Source organism: Acidocella sp. (assembly GCF_035535915.1).
In the GTDB taxonomy this organism is placed as follows: domain Bacteria; phylum Pseudomonadota; class Alphaproteobacteria; order Acetobacterales; family Acetobacteraceae; genus Acidocella.
In genome coordinates this window covers 22875-40069 of the sequence record NZ_DATLPB010000020.1, presented here as the reverse complement: position 1 = coordinate 40069, position 17195 = coordinate 22875, and the positions used below count along the sequence as shown (strand labels likewise).

Below are 17195 nucleotides of genomic sequence, written 5' to 3'. Positions count from 1 at the left end.
GGCTGCCCCTCCCGGTGCAAACCGGGAGGGTTTCATGTAACGGGTGCCCCATGAAATTCCGGCCCTTCCGTCTCTCCCTTCTCAGTCTAAGCCTGCTGATCCCCGCCGCGCTATGCGCGGTGATTTTATTTCTGTTGATCTACTCGGCGCCGGCCATCGGCTTCAACGGACTGGGCTTCGTGACGGGAATCACCTGGAACCTGGGCGATCTCTATGGCGACCCGGTGAGTGTCCGCGGCTTCACGGTGCCGAACGGCGCCGATTACGGCATTCTGGTTTTCGTCACCGGCACGCTGCTCTCTTCGTTCATTGCCATTCTCATCGCCGTGCCGCTTTCGGTCGGCGCCGCCATTTTCCTCGCGGAAGCCGTGCCGCATCATATCCGTCCCGTCCTCTCGCTTCTGGTGGAGCTGGTCGCGGTCGTCCCCTCGGTGGTGTTCGGTCTCTGGGGCATCGCCGTGCTCATTCCGCTGATCGGCCATTATGTCAGCCCCAGCGGCAACGGCTATGGCTTGCTCACCGCCAGCATCGTCCTGGCGCTGATGATCACCCCGATCATCGCCACCACCCTGCTCGACGCCCTCCTGCAGGTTCCCAAGGAAAACCGCGAATCCGCCTTCGGCCTCGGCGCCACCCATTTCGAGGTCGTGACCAAGGCGATGATGCCGATGGTCCGCACCACGTTGATCGGCGGCATCGTGCTGGCCCTCGGCCGCGCGCTGGGCGAGACATTGGCGGTCGCGATGGTTGCCGGCGGCGCGCTCAACATCATGCCGACCAGCCTTTTCAGCCCCATCTCCACGATCGCCTCGTTCATCCTGACCCAGCTCGACAGCGCCGAATCCGACCCGACCAATATGGCGGTCCGCTCGCTGGCGGAGATCGCGCTCGTGCTGTTCGTCATCACGCTGGCGATGAATGCCGGCGCCAAACTCCTCACCTCCGGAGCGCTCAATGTCCGCAAGCGCCAGGCTTAAATTGACTGCCCGCCCTGCCCGCTCGCTGCAGGAACTGCGGCGGACCATCGTCAGCCGCATCGGCTGGGTCGCCTGCGGCCTCGCGTTGCTCTGCGTCATCGGACCGCTGCTCGATATCGTCGGCGTGGTCGCCTATCGCGGTCTTGCAGCCTTTTCCATCAAATTATTCACCTCAACGTCCAACGGGGTCACCGGCGGCTTGCTCAACGCCATCGAGGGCACCTTCATCATCTCGCTGTTCGGCATGCTGATCGCCGTGCCCGTCGGCATCGGCGCCGGAATCTATCTCTCCGAATATGGCAGCAACCGCGTCGGCGGGGTCATCCGCTTCCTGTCCGATGTTCTGACCGGCACGCCCTCCATCGTGCTCGGCTATTTCTCCTACATCGTCTTCGTCACCTCGCTCGGCTGGGGTTTCTCGCTGATCGCCGCCGCCATCACCTTGGCCATTCTGATCGTGCCGTATCTCGCCCGCATCACCGAGCTGGCCCTGCGCCAGGTGCCGGTTTCCATGCGCGAGGCGGCCTTCGCCCTCGGCGCCACCGAGCCCACGGTGGTGTTCCGGGTGATCCTGCCGGGCGCCGCCACCGGGGTCATGACCGGCGCGCTGCTGGCCCTGGCGATCTCGGTGGGCGAAACCGCGCCGCTGATCTACACCGCCGGCTGGTCGAACTTCCTGTGGAACGGCCGGTTCACTAACGAGCCGGTCGGCTACCTCACCTACGTGATCTGGACCTTCATCGATCAGCCGAACGCGCAATCGCACGCCCTCGCCTTCGCCGCGGCTTTCCTGGTCATGATGGTGGTGCTGGCGATCAATATCGGCGTCCGCCTGACGGTGCGCCGCAGCACGCGCGTCGTTTAGACAGGCCAGCAGAAGATAAGGAAGCGCTACTTTTTGTGAACAAAAAGTAGCAAAAAAACTTTGTTTACTTTGGGCCGTGCTGGTTTCGCCGCCATCGGCCCAGAGCAACCAAAAGTTTTTGCGCCGCTTTTTTCAAAAAGCGGCCACTTTCTCCTACTCTGCCACGAAGGCCGCGGCCGCGCCGAGCAGGCCAGGATAGGGATGCGTGATCAGCTTGATCGGCATCGCCGCCATCATGGTCTCGAACCGCCCCTTGGCGACAAAGCGCTGCGCGAAGCCCGACTCAGGCAGCCGGGCGGCGATGCGCGGCACGATGCCGCCGGCCACCACCACGGCGCTCGCCCCCTGCGCCAGCGCCAGGTCTCCCGCCACCGCGCCCAGGCTCAAGCAGAAACGCTGCAGCGCTGTCGTGGCGAGGCGATCCTCCCCGCTTGCCGCCAGCACCCACAGCGTTTTGTCGTCCCGCACCGCCACCGGCTGCCCCTTGATCGCCGCCAGCGTTTCGTAGAGATTCAGCAAGCCCGGCCCGGAGACGATCCGCTCCGCCGAAACGCGCGTGAAACGCTGCCGCAGCCGGGCGAGGATCGTATCCTCCAGAGCATCCAGCGGCGCGAAATCGATATGGCCGCCCTCGCACTCGATCACGTGCGCCTGCCACCCCCGGCGCAGCACCTGCGCCACGCCCAGCCCGGTGCCGGGGCCGATCACGGTAATCACGCCATCGGCGGGCAGGTCCCGATCCGGCCCTGCCAGATGCGAAAAATCCGCGGGTTTCAGCGCCGCCAGAGCATGACCCACCGCGCCGAAATCATTCACCAGCGTCACCGCGTCGACGCCCAGCTCCTGCTTCAACGTGCCCGGACAAATCACCCAGGGATTGTTGGTCAGCTTCAGCACCTGCCCCGTGACCGGGCTCGCCACCGCCAGCGCCGCCGCCCGCGGCAACTCACGCCCGAGCATGCGGCCAAACGCCGCCCAGCTCGCCGCCAGGCTGACATGATCGCGGGTCAGCAAGGTGGCCGGTTCGCTTAACCTGACCACATGCCGGCCGGAGATTTCGGCCAGCGCGTAACGCGCATGCGTGCCGCCGATGTCACCGACGACGATTTCCTGGGCGTGGGTCATGGGAAGAGTTTAGGGAATTATGAGGCAAAGGCCAGGGCCAAGGGGCTTTGCCCCTTGGAACCCCACTGGGGCCGAAAGGCCCCAGACCCCAAATTGTTTATCCCATGCATAAATTTATCGGGGTCTGGGACCTCCCGGCCCCAGCGGGTCCAGGGCGGAGCCCTGGCCTTGCCTTACCCTTACACTGAAAAATACTTCGCCTTCGAATTCAGCACCACGATGGCGCTGGTCGATTGCTCCGGGTGCAGTTGCGACTCATCGGAGAGCGACACGCCGATGCGTTCGGCCCCCAGCAGCTTCAGCAACTGGTCCTGGTCCTCGATTTTCGGGCAGGCCGGGTAGCCGAAGGAGTAGCGCGAGCCGCGATAGGATTGCTGCAGCATCTTCTCGATGTCACGGTCATCTTCGGCGGCGAAGCCGAGTTCGGCGCGGATGCGCTTATGCGTGTATTCCGCCAGCGCCTCGGCCATCTCCACGGAGATGCCGTGCAGATAGAGATAATCCTGGTAGCGGTTGGATTCGAACCATTCCCGGGCCACGTCCGAGGCACGGCTGCCGACGGTCACGACCTGCAAGCCGATCACGTCCCGCTCGGAATCGTCCACATCGCGGAAGAAATCGGCGATGCATTCGCCGTCTTCCTTGGGCTGGCGCGGCAGCGAGAAGCGGGCGACTTCGGTGTTGCCGTCCTCGGCGAACAGGATCAAATCGTTGCCCTGCCCCGCGGCCTTCCAATAGCCATAGGCTGCCTGCGGCTTGAGGATCTGCTCGGCCTCGCACAGATCGAGCATGCGCTTCATAACCGGCCGCAACTCCTGCCGCGCCCAGCCGAGGAACTCCTCCAGCGACTTGCCCTGCTTGCGGAAGCCCCATTGGAACTGGAACAGCGAGCGTTCGTTGATGAACGGCACGATGGCTTTCGGCGCCGCCTCGATGATCCGGCTCCCCCAGAAAGGCGGCGTGATCACCGGCTCATTCTGCGTGAGGCGGCGGCGGCGCGCCTGGGCGGCGTTCACGTCCACCGGCGCGAACGCCTTTTCATCCGCCTGGCCGAGCTTGCGCTTGGTGTTGCGCGCCTTGCCCTTCCGCTTGGACTGGATCGCGGCCAGGTAATTTTCCAACTCGCCGCCGGCAACCTTGTCCATCAGATGCAGCCCGTCGAACGCGTCGCGCGCATAGGCGACGTGGCCGGAGGCGTAGGAGGCGACGCAATCATCCTCCACATAGTTGCGGGTGAGCGCGGCGCCGCCCAGCAGCACCGGAATCTCCAGCCCCTGGCGCGACATCTCTTCGAGATTTTCCCGCATCACCACAGTGGATTTCACCAGCAGGCCGGACATGCCGATGGCATGCGCGCGATGCTGTTGCGCCGCCGCCACCATGTCCGCGAGCGGCACCTTGATGCCGAGATTGACCACCTTGTAGCCGTTATTGGTGAGGATGATGTCGACCAGGTTCTTGCCGATATCGTGCACGTCGCCCTTCACCGTGGCGAGCACGATGATGCCGCGCTCCTCGCCCTCGACCCGCTCCATCATCGGCTCGAGATAGGCGACCGCCGCCTTCATCGTCTCCGCCGATTGCAGCACGAAGGGCAGCTGCATCTTGCCGGCGCCGAACAGCTCGCCCACCACCTTCATGCCGTCGAGCAAAATGTTATTGATGATGTCGAGCGGTTTATTGGTTTTCAGCGCCTCGTCGAGATCCTCGGTCAGCCCCTTGCGGTCGCCGTCGACGATGCGGTCCTTGAGCCGCCCCTCGGCGGTGTCGGCGCGCTTCTTCTTGGTCGCGTCCGCCGCCTTGCGGTCGGCGAACAGTTCCAGGAGCTTTTGCAGCGGATCATAGCCTTCCGAGCGGCGGTCATAGATCAGGTCCTCGCAGACCTTCACTTCCGCCGGATCGATCATGTGCAGCGGCCGGATTTTCGACACATGCACGATCGCCCCGGTCATGCCGGCTTTCACCGCATGGTCGAGGAACACCGAGTTCAGCACCGCGCGCGCCGCCGGGTTGAGACCGAAGGAGATGTTGGACAGGCCGAGGATGATCTGGATGTCCGGGAATTCCTCCCGGATCATGCGGATGCCCTCCAGCGTCCACAGGCCGAGCTTGCGGTCGTCCTCATTGCCGGTGGCGATGGTGAAGGTCAGCGGGTCGATGAGCAGATCCGATTGCGGCAGGCCGTATTTGCTGCAGGCAAACTCCACCAGCCGGCGCGCGATGCGCAATTTGTCCGCCGGCTCCTTGGCCATGCCGATCTCATCGATGGTCAGCGCGATCACGGCGGCGCCGAATTTTTTCGCGAGCTTCAGGCGGTCATGCGCATGCCCCTCGCCATCCTCGAAATTAATCGAGTTGATGATCGGCTTGCCGCCATGGCGTTTCAGCGCCGCCTCGATCACCGGGGTTTCCGTGGAATCGATCACCAGGGGCGCGTTCACGGAGGAGGTGAAACGGGTGATCACCTCGTTCATCTCGGCCATCTCATCGCGGCCGACGAAGGCGGTGCAGATATCGAGCGCGTTAGAGGCTTCCGCCACCTGCTCGCGGCCCATGGCCACGCAGCCATCCCAGTCGCCCGCTTCCTGCAGCTCGCGCCATTTTTTCGAGCCGTTGGCGTTGCAGCGTTCGCCGATGGAGAAATAGCTGTTCTCCTGCCGCAGCGGCGTCGCGCTGTACAGGCTGGCCACCGACGGGACCCAGACCGACTTGCGCGGCACCGGGGTCGGGCGCGGGTTGCCGAGCTTCTTCAGCATCGCATCGAGCGCGGACGTGTGGGGGGTCGAGGTGCCGCAGCAGCCGCCGATCAGGTTCACGCCGTCCTCAACGACGAAACGCTCCACCCAGCTCGCCATTTCCGCGCCGCCGAGCGGATAATGGGTCGCGCCGTCCACCAGCTCCGGTAGGCCGGCATTGGGCTGCACGGAAATCAGGCCGGGCCAGTTCTGGCTGAGCCAGCGCACATGCTCGGCCATTTCCTGCGGGCCGGTGGCGCAGTTGAGGCCCATCAGAGGCACGTCCAGCGCGTTGATCACGGTGGCGGCGGTGGCGATGTCCGGCCCCACCAGCAACGTGCCCGTGGTCTCCACGGTAACCTGCACGAAAATCGGCAGGTCGCGGCCGGCCTGCGCCCGGGCGCGTTTGGCGCCATTCACGGCCGCCTTGATCTGCAGCGTGTCCTGGCAGGTCTCGATCAGGATCGCATCCACCCCGCCGGCAATCAGCCCCTGGGACTGCACGAACAGCGCCTCTTCCAGCGGGTCGTAGGCGATATTGCCCAGGCTCGGCAGCTTCGTCCCCGGCCCGATCGAGCCCAGGACATAACGCGTGCGGCCGTCGGAAAACGTCTCCGCCGCCTCGCGCGCCAGCTCCCCGGCGATCTTGTTGATCTCAAAGGCCCGGTCCTGCAGGTCGAATTCCCCCAGCGTGATCGGCGAACCGCCGAAGCTGTTGGTCTGCACCATGTCCGCCCCGGCCTCGTAATAGCCGCGATGGATTTCCCGCACGAGATCCGGCCGGGACAGGTTCAGCACCTCGGTGCAGTTTTCCTTGTCCCAGTAATCTTTCTCGATATCGAGGGTGAGCGCCTGCACGCGGGATCCCATCCCGCCGTCACAGAGCAGAACATTGCGGGACAGGGCGTCAAGAAGATGTGGTCTGGACATCCTTGTCAGATACACGGCTATAACCCCATGTCTAGAGAATGCTTCAAGTCTCAGACATGCGTATACCGATTTTCTTCGCGATCCCGCCGCGCGCCGAGGATGCGGTGCTTGTGGAAGAGGGGCAGGCGATGCCGCCGGAAGGCTATGCGGTGCGCTTTTCTCCGCCCGCCCAGCCGAGCCACAGCTTCGGCTGCGCCTGCTGCACCTTCCGCAGTCCCGCTTCCGCCGCGCTCGGCGAGCTCTTCCGCGCCCGCGCCACGGGCGCAGCGCCGTTTTTCAAACGGGTGGTAGTGCTGGCCTCACCGCGGGGCGAGGCGGCGGTGCGCGAAGCCCTGGCCGGCGACGTGATGGCCACCGCACGGTTTCAACTCGGATAAAGGAAGCGGCCGCTTTTTTGAAAAAAGCGGCGCAAAAACTTTTTGTCAGCTTGGGCCTGCTGCGGTGAAAGCTGCGCGGCCAAGATTAACAAAGTTTAAGCCTATCTTAACGGCCAGCGCCGCCAAAAATTTTATGGCTTGAAATCAAATCCCGGCAGGCTTCGATTTCAAGCCATAACATCTAACTGGTTGTTGTCAGGAAACCACCGGTTCCCGGCGGTCGTTCGGCCCCTGGGATTCACCGGAGCGCTTGTCGAACAAAGTGGAAAACCAGCCTTTATGCCGTGGCAGATCCGGAGGACGCTGCGTCTCCGCGCTTGCCACCAGCGACATCGCCAACATCGTCACGCGATATGCAGCGTCCGGGTTGCGCACAAACAACGCCCTGATAATCGCATCCGCTTCAACATCCATCGGCGGCTGTTCACCGCCGGTAATGGCACTGATGAAAGCGATGATTGCCTTGTGCTGATCCCGTGTCACAAACTATTTTTTGACCCGAAACCAGGGGCGACGCAATACATAATGTCGGTCATGAAAGAGGTTTCACCCGCCCGCATGCCGTCGAATAGATTGATAAACAAGGAGTAAGACGCCGTCCCTGGTAAACCGTTCGACCTCCGCCATGCCGATCGAACCCAACACCGTACGGGAGGCAAAATTGTCCTCGCGCGCCACCGCCACCACCCGTGCCAGCCCCGCCGAGTCGTGCGCATAATTCAGCGCCGCGCCGGCTGCCTCACGCGCCAGGCCAACCCCGCGCGCCTCCGGCCAGAACGCAAACCGCAGCGCCACGCCGCGCCCATCCGCCCGCGCCATCAGCCCCGTGACCCCAAGAAACCGTCCGCGCAGCGCCCGCACGGCCCACATGCCATAGCCATGCGCACCCCAGTCGCGAATCTCCTGCGCCAGCTCCTCGGCCACCTGCACGGGGCCACGCACCCCGCCCAGCATCAAGGCATAAGCCCGCGGATCGCCCTTCAAAGCCGTCAGATCCGGCAGGTCCCGATACCCCACCGGCGTCATCCGCAACCGCGCCGTGGTCAGGTTCCAAGGCGAAAGCCCGATCATGCCGAAAGACCCAGGGGGACGCTGTCCCCCTGGGCCCCCTGCCAAAGGCAGAGCCTTTGGAATCCGCCCAGGCTTTGAACGGGGATGCCCCAAAGCCTCTCCAACGCCAGGAGGGCATCCCCGTTCAAAGCCTGAATCATGAGTTCCAAGGGCTCGGCCCTTGGCGGGGGTTCCAGGGGGGCGGAGCCCCCTTGGGCCTTCCGGCGCGCGTGCCGCACTTACCGCGTCAGCGGGCGGTACTTGATGCGGTGCGGCTCGGCGGCGTCCAGGCCGAGGCGGCGGCGCTTGTCTTCCTCGTAAGCCTGGAAGTTGCCTTCGAACCATTCGACATGGGAATCGCCCTCGAACGCGAGGATATGCGTCGCCAGCCGGTCGAGGAACCAGCGATCGTGGGAGATGATCACGGCGCAGCCGGGGAATTCCATCAGCGCCTCTTCCAGGGCGCGCAGCGTGTCGACGTCGAGATCGTTGGTCGGTTCGTCGAGCAGGATCACGTTCGCTTCGGATTTCAGCATCTTCGCCAGGTGCACGCGGTTGCGCTCACCACCGGAGAGCACGCCGACCTTCTTCTGCTGGTCAGCGCCCTTGAAGTTGAACGCGCCGACATAAGCACGCGAGGCGACGGTGCGCTTGCCGAGATGAATCACATCGGTGCCGCCGGAGATTTCCTCCCAGACATTCTTGCTGTCATCCAGCGAATCGCGCGACTGGTCGACATAGCCGAGCTTGACCGTCTCGCCGATCTTCAGCGCGCCGGAATCCGGCTTTTCCACCCCGGTGATCATTTTGAACAAGGTGGACTTGCCGGCGCCGTTCGGGCCGATCACGCCGACGATGCCGCCCGGCGGCAGCTTGAAGTTGAGTTTGTCGATCAGCTCGCGGTCGCCGAACCCCTTGGACAGTTCGGCCGCCTCGATGACAGTGCCGCCCAGGCGCGGGCCCGGCGGGATGACGATTTCCGCCACGCCGGTCGCCAGCTCCTGGGATTTCTGCAGCATTTCCTCGTAGCGCTGAATGCGCGCGCGGCTCTTCGTCTGGCGCGCCTTCGGCGACGAGGCGATCCAGTCCTGCTCCTCGGCCAGAGCGCGCTGGCGGGCGGACTCTTCCTTCTCTTCCTGGGCCAGGCGCTTGCGCTTCTGCTCCAGCCAAGCGGAGTAATTGCCCTCATACGGGTAACCGCGGCCGCGCTCGATTTCCAGGATCCAGTTGGTCACATTGTCCAGGAAGTAACGGTCGTGGGTCACCAGGATCACGGTGCCGGTATATTTCTGAAGCGTGCGTTCCAGCCAGGCCACGGACTCCGCGTCGAGATGGTTGGTCGGCTCGTCGAGCAGCAGCAGATCGGGCTTTTCCAGCAACAGGCGGCAGAGCGCCACGCGGCGGCGCTCGCCGCCGGAGAGCGGGCCAACCGCGGCATCGGCCGGCGGGCAGCGCAGCGCGTCGAGCGCGATCTCGATCTGCCGGTCCAGGTCCCAACCGTCCTGGGCGTCGATGATCTCCTGCAGCTTGGCCTGTTCGGCCAGCAGGTCGTTCATCTTGTCGTCGTCCATCGGCTGGGCGAATTCCTCGGAAATGGCGTTGAAGCGGGCGATCGCCACGCGCAGATCCTTGAACGCCTCGGCAACGTTCTCACCCACGTTCTTGGTCGGGTCGAGATGCGGCTCCTGCGGCAGATAGCCCACGCGCGCACCCTCAGCCGCCCATGCCTCGCCGCCATATTCCTTCTCGATGCCGGCCATGATCTTCAGCAGCGTCGACTTACCGGCGCCGTTCACGCCAAGCACGCCGATCTTCACGCCCGGCAGGAACGACAGGGTGATGCCCTTGAAAACCTCGCGCCCACCCGGATAGGCCTTGGTGAGGTCCTTCATCACATAAACATATTGATAAGCGGCCATGATCTTTTGCTTTCTGCGACAGTTGAGCCGGGTATAAGGGCGGCGCCCGCGAGCAGCAACGGGGGCCGCGCCGCGAGCGGTATGCGCCGGGCAGGAATCGAACCCGCAACCAAACCGTTATGAGCGGTCCGCTCTAACCGTTGAGCTACCGGCGCGCATGGCGCGCTCGCCGCGCCCTGCGCGAACCTATCAACAAGCCAGGCGATACCGTCAAGGCACCACCCCATGCTGGCAAGCCGCGGACAGGCGGAGTATAGGGCGCGGGAACGCAACAGGGAGCCCCCTATCATGGATGTGAGCAAGCTTTCCCCCGGCAAGGACGTGCCGCACGACATCAACATCGTGGTCGAGATCCCGGCGGGATCGGGTGTCAAATACGAGATCGACAAGGACAGCGGCGCCCTGGTCGTGGACCGCGTGCTGTTCACGCCGATGAGCTACCCCGCCGCCTACGGCTTCATTCCCGGCACGCTGGCCGATGACGGCGACCCGGCCGACGCGCTGGTGCTGATCCCGGCCGCCGTGACCCCGGGCGCGGTGATCCGCGCCCGTCCCATCGGCCTGCTGCAAATGGAAGACGAAGCCGGCCAGGACGAAAAGATCGTCTGCGTGCCGCACGACAAGGTGCATCCGCAGTACAGCGACATCACCGAGGTCGCACAGCTCCCCGCCATCACCCGCGACGCCATCAAGCATTTCTTCGAGCACTACAAGGATCTCGAAAAAGGCAAATGGGTGAAGATCACCGGCTGGGCCGACCGCGCCGCCGCCGAAAAGGCGATCGCCGACAGCCTGGCGCGCGCTAAAAAGTAAGAAGTAAGGAAAGCAGCCGCTTTTAAAAAAAGCGGCGCAAAAACTTTTGTTACTCTGGGCCTGTGGCGTTGAAACGGCACGGGCCCAAACTGACAAAAAACTACTTTTTGTTCACAAAAAGTAGCGCTTTCTTTCCTCCTGCTACTTGCAGGGCGTGGGCGGGATCGTGAGATGTGCCAACTTGCCGGTCATCACGAAGTCGCCGAAATCCAGCACCAGATTGGTCGCCACCCCATCCTCGAAATAGCGCATTTGCGTGCGGAAATCCGGGTTCTGGTCGCCCGGCTTGCGCGGGTAGAAGGCGATGTCGACATTCGAGCTCGGCAGGTCGCTGAGGGCCGCGAAGCGGTCCGGCATCGGCCCTTGATGGCCGAGAATGGCGACGAACGTGGATTGCGCGCCATCGGCCGAGGTGCCGTCGAACAAAGGCGGTGCGATGAATTTCTTGCCTTCGCGCCCGGCGGCCAGCAGCGCCGCGGTATGCTGCATCGGGAACAGCGTGCCCGGCGGCAGCGCCATGCGCGTATTCGCCGGCGTGGTGTAGGTGACAATGCCGGCATCGTTGTCGCCGGTGTGCACGGCAGCGCCGGCATCGTCGACCTGCTCCTTGCCGTCATTGTCGCGTTCCCGCAGGCTGAACGTGAAATTCTTGCCGTCCTTGGCTTCCCAGGTGATGTAATCGGTCACCGATTTGTTCAGCGAGCCGTCGACATTGCGCACCAGCAGCGTCAGATGCTGCGTGGTCGCCCAGCCGGAGCAGCCATCGACGATGTCGAAGGTCATCTGCCCGACCGCGCCGGTCACGTCATGGGTGCGGACTTTCGACAGCGTGAGATCGTAAACCGCATTCTGGCCGGTCAGGCCGGCGGCGCAGGCGGCGCCGGGCATCGCCATGGCCGCCAGGAATAAAAAAACGGATTTCATACGGGCCATAATGCCGCCTCTGCAAAGCAGGTCAAACCCCATAGGAAAAAGAGAAGAAAGTAGCCGCTTTTTGAAAAAAGCGGCGCAAAAACTTTCTTTATGCTGGGCCATGGGCTGTGTCGGCGCCAACGCCCTTGACCCAGCATAATAAAGTTTTTTTGCTACTTTTTGTTCACAAAAAGTAGTCCTTTCTTACCTCCCCTTACCCTTTCTTCCGTCCCCGCCCCTTGCGCAGGGCCGGATCGTACCCCCCGCCGCCCGGCCCCAGCGGCACCGGGCCGCGTTCCTTGGGCCGGTGCGGCGCCGGCGGCGGCGGCGCGAGGCCGAGGGAGAGCGCTTCCAACCGCTTGATCTCGTCGCGCAACCGCGCCGCCTCCTCGAATTCCAGATCCGCCGCGGCGTTGCGCATCCGTGTCTCCAGCGTCGCGATGGTGGTTTGCAGGTCCTTGCCGACGAATTCGTCGATTTCGGCATCCTTCACCGGCGCCACGGTCACGTAATCCTGCTCGAACACCGAGTGGATCACCTCGCCGATATGCTTGCGCACGCTCTGCGGGGTGATGCCGTGCTCCACGTTCCAGGCGGTCTGCTTGGCGCGGCGCCGCGCGGTCTCCTCCAGCGCCTGTTGCAGGCTGCGCGTCATCACGTCGGCGTAGAGGATCACCCGCCCGTCCACATTGCGGGCGGCGCGGCCGATGGTCTGGATCAGCGATGTCACGGAGCGCAGGAAGCCTTCTTTATCCGCGTCGAGAATGGCGACCAGCATGCATTCGGGAATATCGAGCCCCTCACGGAGCAGGTTGATGCCGACCAGCACGTCATAGGCGCCCAGGCGCAGGTCGCGGATGATTTCGATCCGCTCCAGCGTGTCCACGTCGGAATGCAGATAGCGCACGCGGATGCCCTGCTCGGTCAAATACTCGGTCAGGTCCTCGGCCATGCGCTTGGTCAGCGTCGTCACCAGCACGCGCCCGCCTTTGGCGATGACGTTGCGGCATTCGCCCAGCAGATCGTCCACCTGGTGCTCCACCGGGCGGATTTCCGTGACCGGATCGATCAACCCGGTCGGCCGGATGATCTGTTCGGCGAAACTGCCCCCGGTCCGCTCCAACTCCCACGGGCCGGGTGTCGCGGACACGAACACGGTTTGCGGGCGGTACGTGTCCCATTCCTCGAATTTCAGCGGCCGGTTGTCGATGCAGCTCGGCAGGCGGAAGCCGAATTCGGCGAGGATGGATTTGCGCGCGTAGTCGCCTTTGAACATGCCGCCGATCTGCGGCACGGTCACATGCGATTCATCAACCACCAGCAGCGCATTGGCCGGCAAATACTCGAACAAGGTCGGCGGCGGCTCGCCCGCATTGCGGCCGGACAGATAGCGGGAATAGTTCTCGATGCCTTTGCAGGCGCCCGTCGTCTCCATCATTTCGATATCGAACGCGGTACGTTGCCCCAGCCGTTCGGCCTCCAGCAGCTTGCCCTCGGCGGTCAACTCGTCCAGCCGCTGCTTCAGCTCCAGTTTGATGCGCCCGATGGCCTGGGTCAAAGTGGGCCGAGGCGTCACATAATGGCTGTTGGCGTAGATGCTGATGCTCTCCAGCACGGCGGTCTGCTCGCCGGTCAGGGGATCGAATTCGGAGATTTTCTCGATCTCATCGCCGAACAGCGTCACCCGCCAGGCGCGGTCCTCGTACTGGCTGGGGAAGATATCCACCACCTCCCCGCGCAGCCGGAACGAGCCGCGGGCGAAGGCGATGTCGTTGCGGCGGTACTGCAAATCCACCAGCGCCTTGGCCAGCGTGTCTCGGTCGATCTGCCCGCCGGTTTCCAGCCGCACGACCATTTTCGAATAGGTCTCGACCGAGCCGATGCCGTAAATGCAGGAGACCGAGGCGACGATGATGACATCGGAGCGCTCCAGCAACGCCTGAGTGGCGGCATGGCGCATCCGGTCGATCGTCTCGTTGATCGCGGAATCCTTCTCGATATACGTGTCCGAGCGCGGCACATAAGCTTCCGGCTGGAAGTAGTCGTAATACGAGACGAAATATTCCACGGCGTTATCGGGGAAAAAGGCCTTCATCTCGGCATAAAGCTGCGCCGCCAGCGTCTTGTTCGGCGCCAGCACCAGGGTCGGGCGCTGGCAGCCCTCGATCACCTTGGCCATGGTGAAGGTCTTGCCCGAGCCGGTGACGCCGAGCAGCACCTGGTCGCGCTCCTGCGCCCCGATCCCCGCCAGAAGCTGCTTGATCGCCTCCGGCTGGTCGCCGGCCGGCGCGTAATCCGAAACGACGCGCAACGGTTTCCGTGGCGCGCGCGCCTCCGGCTTTTCAGGGATGAAGGTGACGGGCGCGGTGCGCAGCAAAGCGGTGGACATGCGCTTAATATGCGCCGCCGGGCCGGAAATGAAAGAAGGGCTAGGACACAGCAGGCAAGCGATAGAAAGCGCTACTTTTTGTGAACAAAAAGTAGCAAAAAAAATTTGTTAATTCTGGGCCATGGGCTGTGTCAGCGACGCAGCCCGCGGCCCAGCGTAAATAAAAGTTTTTTGCGCCGCTTTTTTTCAAAAAAGCGGCTGCTTTCCTACCCTATTTCTTAAGCGCGCTTTGCATCTCGGTCATCGCCTCGGAGAACCGCCGGTTGAGCTTCTCCATCGCCTCGGCGTGCGATTTCTGGATCAGGTCGCCGAGTTCGCGCGTGTTGCACACCGCGTTCTCGTAAGCCTGCTTCAGCAATTCGGCATGCTTGGCGGCGCGCTCATTCGGTGTGTCGGTGGCGGCGATCTCCCGCAAGGTTTGCGTCAGGCCCGACATCGTGGCCTGCATGATCTCCATATGCCGGCGTGCCACCGTTTGCGCGCCTTCCAGCGCCAGGCGATTGGCCTCCGACAGCGCCTCGAGATTACGCCGATGCGCGCCCAAAACGGCTTCGACATCCGGCATCTGTGGCAACTTCATTTCGTCGAACATTTTCTTGAAATCGAAATCCTGCATCGGTGCCGCCCCCTGCCCCGCCGCGGACGCTTCGAAGGCGGTTTTGCGGGCCGCGGAAGTGGTTTCCGCGTCCGGCTTTTGACTTGTCATTTTGTCAGCCATGATCGTTTCCCCCGTGTCAGCCGAAATCGGCCCAGAGTCAGATTACTCCAGCCGGATCGTCTGGCAATGGCGCTTCGGGCTCCTCGGCCGCCGGGGCCGGCGCGGGATGGAAGCGCGCGGCGATCGCGTCAGCCCGGTCCAGCGCCTTGTCCACCGCCGCCATGGTCGCGGTGAGATCGGCGCTTTCATCGCAGCACCAGGCCCGCATTCCATAGCCCCAGACCAGGGCCAGGCCCTTCTTGCGGATTTCGCCCCGCACCCCTTGCGCGGATACCCCCGCGCCCTCGAGCATCCAGCCCATCGACGTGACGGTGGCGCGCGCCAGGCACAGCGCCAGCGGCGGCTCGGCGGGCAGCGCCCGCAGCAAGGCCAGCACCCCGGCGCGGTGCGTCTGCAGGAAATCGAAACGGCGCATGATGATGTCGAACAGCCGCTCTCGCACCGGCCCCTCGGTGAGGGCGCCGGTCAGCGCATGCGCATCCGCCAGGCGCCCAAAGGCACGCAAAATGCCGCCCGGCCCGGTGTAACGCTGCCGCGTGGCGGCGAGGTCCAGCCCGGCCCGGCGCGCCGCCGCGGCCGGCGACACGTGCCGCCACCCCTGCTCCGCTGCCAGAGAGAAAGCCGCATTCACCAGCGCGGTATCAAATTCCACATCTGTCATGAATTCCGATGTAGGGCCGCGCGCCCCGCTTGCCAACAGGTTGCAGGAAAAGGCTTCTTTTTGTGAACAAAAAGAAGCAAAAAAACTTTATTTATCCTGGACCATGGGCGTTGTCGCCGACACAGCCCATGCCCAGCATAACAAAAGTTTTTGCGGCGCTTTTTTCAAAAAGCGCCCTGCTTACTTACCCTAAAGCGCAGTCAGGCCGCCACGGTAACGGTTCGACAACCCAAGATAATGCGGCACGGTTTCGTCCCAGCCCGCGCGCTCTTCATCGGTCATCACCCGGATCCGTCGCGCCGGCATGCCGACCCATAATTCCTGCCGGCCGATGCGCTTGCCCGGCCCCAACAGGCCGCGCGCGCCGAGAAGCCCAGCTTCCTCCACGACCGCGCCGTCCAGCACCGTGGCGCCCATGCCGATGAAGGCGCGGTCACGCAATTTGCAGGCATGGATGATCGCGGCATGACCCACGGTCACATCGGCGCCGATCTCGGTGAAATTCTCCGCATGATCGACATGGATGACCGTACCGTCCTGGATGTTGGACCGGGCGCCGACGATGATCGGGTTGGTGTCGGCGCGCAGCACGCAATTGAACCAGATATTCGCCCCCGGCCCCACCCGTACGTCGCCGATCAGCACCGCGGTCGGCGCGATCCAGGCGGTGGGGTCGATGCTCGGCATCACGCCGTTCAGCGCGTAAAGCAGGCCCGAGCTTTTGGCGGCAACAGGGGTGTCAGGCATCGGTTAGTTTCCCAGCATTAGTTTGATGTTTTGCACGGCGGCACCCGAAGCGCCTTTGCCGAGATTGTCCAACCGCGCGATCGCTATGGCATGGTCGTAAGCGCTGTTGGCGCAGACGAAGATCTCCAACCTGTTGGTGCCGTTCAGCGCCTCAGGCCGTAAGGTGCCGGAGGCGATCTCGGGATGGACCTCGATGTTTTCCGCGCCGTCATAGCGGCGTTGAAAGGCCGCCACGAGGTCCAGCGCGGCGGGCTTGCCCGGCAGCCGGTCGAGAAACAGCGGCACGCAAACCAGCATGCCCTGTGCGAAATGCCCCACCGAAGGGGCGAAAATCGGCCGGCGGGTCAGCCCGGCGCGCAGCATGATCTCCGGCACATGCTTATGCCCCAGCCCCAGCGCATAGGCCTCGAAGGCCGGGCCGCCCTCGGCTTCGTGCGCGGCGATCAATGCCTTGCCGCCGCCCGAATAACCGGAAACCGCGTGAATGGTGACATCATGGTCGGACGGCAGAAGACCCGCCTCAACCAGCGGGGCCAGCAGCGCGATCGCGCCGGTGGCATAGCAGCCCGGGTTCGACACCAGCCGGGCCTGCGCGATTTGCTGCGCCTGCGCCGGGCCGAGTTCGGGGAACCCGTAGGTCCAGCCCTCCGCCGTCCGATGCGCGGAACTTGCATCGAGAATGCGTGTGCCCTCGGGCGCCAGCGCCACCGCCTCGCGCGCGGCCTCGTCGGGCAGGCACAGCACTGTCAGATCCGCCTGCGCCATCGCGTCGCGCCGGGCCGAAGAATCCTTGCGGTGCGCGTCATCGATCGTCACCAAGGCAATGCCCGGCATCGCCTCCAGCCGTTGGGCGATGCCCAGCCCCGTGGTGCCCGCCTGCCCGTCGATGAATAGTTTCGCGCTCATGCTTCTCCCTTATCACGACCTTGCCGCCGTGCTAGGCGGGGCGCCGCATAGCATCGCCGCATAGCACAACA

16 protein-coding genes and 1 tRNA gene are annotated in these 17195 nt (G+C 63.8%); 5 read left to right on the top strand and 12 right to left on the bottom strand.

What is annotated here, in order from left to right:
* Nucleotides 1–50 precede the first annotated feature (50 nt).
* Both pstC and pstA read left to right on the top strand, forming a co-directional pair.
* Nucleotides 51–977, top strand: coding sequence for a phosphate ABC transporter permease subunit PstC (gene pstC / locus VNC39_RS02480; protein ID WP_325395823.1), 927 nt, complete (start codon nt 51–53; stop codon nt 975–977).
* Complete coding sequence (gene pstA / locus VNC39_RS02475; RefSeq protein WP_325395821.1) at nt 955–1842, top strand: phosphate ABC transporter permease PstA; 888 nt, start codon at nt 955–957, stop codon at nt 1840–1842. The genes pstC and pstA overlap by 23 nt, the downstream gene beginning before the upstream one ends.
* A 153-nt stretch (nt 1843–1995) precedes the next feature.
* On the opposite strand, the gene glk is transcribed toward pstA, so the two are convergent.
* Both glk and metH read right to left on the bottom strand, forming a co-directional pair.
* Nucleotides 1996–2967, bottom strand: coding sequence for a glucokinase (glk, locus tag VNC39_RS02470; RefSeq protein WP_325395819.1), 972 nt, complete (start codon nt 2965–2967; stop codon nt 1996–1998).
* A 179-nt stretch (nt 2968–3146) separates the two neighbouring features.
* Nucleotides 3147–6632, bottom strand: a complete 3486-nt coding sequence (gene metH, locus VNC39_RS02465) for a methionine synthase (protein WP_325395816.1) — start codon at nt 6630–6632, stop codon at nt 3147–3149.
* 56 nt (nt 6633–6688) lie between these two features.
* Between metH and VNC39_RS02460 the strand changes: the two genes are divergently transcribed.
* Nucleotides 6689–7009: a hypothetical protein gene (locus VNC39_RS02460; RefSeq protein ID WP_325395814.1), complete on the top strand. Its 321-nt coding sequence runs from the start codon at nt 6689–6691 to the stop codon at nt 7007–7009.
* A gap of 195 nt (nt 7010–7204) precedes the next feature.
* Here the strand turns inward: VNC39_RS02460 and VNC39_RS02455 are convergent, their stop codons facing one another.
* The 4 genes from VNC39_RS02455 to VNC39_RS02440 all read right to left on the bottom strand — a co-directional run bounded on the left by VNC39_RS02455 (nt 7205) and on the right by VNC39_RS02440 (nt 10133).
* On the bottom strand, nt 7205–7492 hold the full coding sequence (locus VNC39_RS02455) for a hypothetical protein (RefSeq protein ID WP_325395812.1): 288 nt from the start codon (nt 7490–7492) through the stop codon (nt 7205–7207).
* A gap of 63 nt (nt 7493–7555) precedes the next feature.
* A complete protein-coding gene (locus tag VNC39_RS02450) occupies nt 7556–8080 on the bottom strand; it encodes a GNAT family N-acetyltransferase (RefSeq protein ID WP_325395810.1) in 525 nt (174 codons plus the stop codon).
* 218 nt (nt 8081–8298) lie between these two features.
* A complete protein-coding gene (gene ettA / locus VNC39_RS02445) occupies nt 8299–9978 on the bottom strand; it encodes an energy-dependent translational throttle protein EttA (protein ID WP_325395809.1) in 1680 nt (559 codons plus the stop codon).
* An 82-nt stretch (nt 9979–10060) separates the two neighbouring features.
* Nucleotides 10061–10133 (bottom strand) — tRNA-Ile (locus VNC39_RS02440).
* Between the two features lie 133 nt (nt 10134–10266).
* Here VNC39_RS02440 and ppa point away from each other — a divergent pair.
* Nucleotides 10267–10791: an inorganic diphosphatase gene (ppa, locus tag VNC39_RS02435; protein ID WP_325395807.1), complete on the top strand. Its 525-nt coding sequence runs from the start codon at nt 10267–10269 to the stop codon at nt 10789–10791.
* A 141-nt stretch (nt 10792–10932) separates the two neighbouring features.
* On the opposite strand, the gene VNC39_RS02430 is transcribed toward ppa, so the two are convergent.
* The 4 genes from VNC39_RS02430 to VNC39_RS02415 form a co-directional block, all read right to left on the bottom strand.
* A complete protein-coding gene (locus tag VNC39_RS02430; RefSeq protein WP_325395805.1) occupies nt 10933–11715 on the bottom strand; it encodes an EipB family protein in 783 nt (260 codons plus the stop codon).
* A 202-nt stretch (nt 11716–11917) separates the two neighbouring features.
* Entirely contained in the window at nt 11918–14092 is a 2175-nt protein-coding gene (gene uvrB / locus VNC39_RS02425) for an excinuclease ABC subunit UvrB (RefSeq protein ID WP_325395803.1), read from the bottom strand.
* Between the two features lie 211 nt (nt 14093–14303).
* Nucleotides 14304–14810 (bottom strand): phasin family protein, encoded by a 507-nt coding sequence (locus VNC39_RS02420; protein ID WP_325395801.1) that lies wholly within the window; start codon nt 14808–14810, stop codon nt 14304–14306.
* Nucleotides 14811–14847: 37 nt separating this feature from the next.
* A complete protein-coding gene (locus VNC39_RS02415; protein WP_325395799.1) occupies nt 14848–15471 on the bottom strand; it encodes a TetR family transcriptional regulator in 624 nt (207 codons plus the stop codon).
* Here VNC39_RS02415 and VNC39_RS02410 point away from each other — a divergent pair.
* Nucleotides 15470–15664 carry a hypothetical protein gene (locus VNC39_RS02410; RefSeq protein ID WP_325395797.1) on the top strand — a complete coding sequence of 65 codons (195 nt, stop codon included), beginning with the start codon at nt 15470–15472 and terminating at the stop codon, nt 15662–15664. The two genes, VNC39_RS02415 and VNC39_RS02410, sit on opposite strands and share 2 nt — an antisense overlap.
* Here VNC39_RS02410 and VNC39_RS02405 read toward each other — a convergent pair.
* Entirely contained in the window at nt 15661–16218 is a 558-nt protein-coding gene (locus VNC39_RS02405) for a gamma carbonic anhydrase family protein (RefSeq protein WP_325395795.1), read from the bottom strand. The genes VNC39_RS02410 and VNC39_RS02405 overlap by 4 nt on opposite strands.
* Nucleotides 16219–16221: 3 nt before the next feature.
* Nucleotides 16222–17124, bottom strand: a complete 903-nt coding sequence (argC, locus tag VNC39_RS02400) for an N-acetyl-gamma-glutamyl-phosphate reductase (protein ID WP_325395793.1) — start codon at nt 17122–17124, stop codon at nt 16222–16224.
* Nucleotides 17125–17195: the final 71 nt, after the last annotated feature.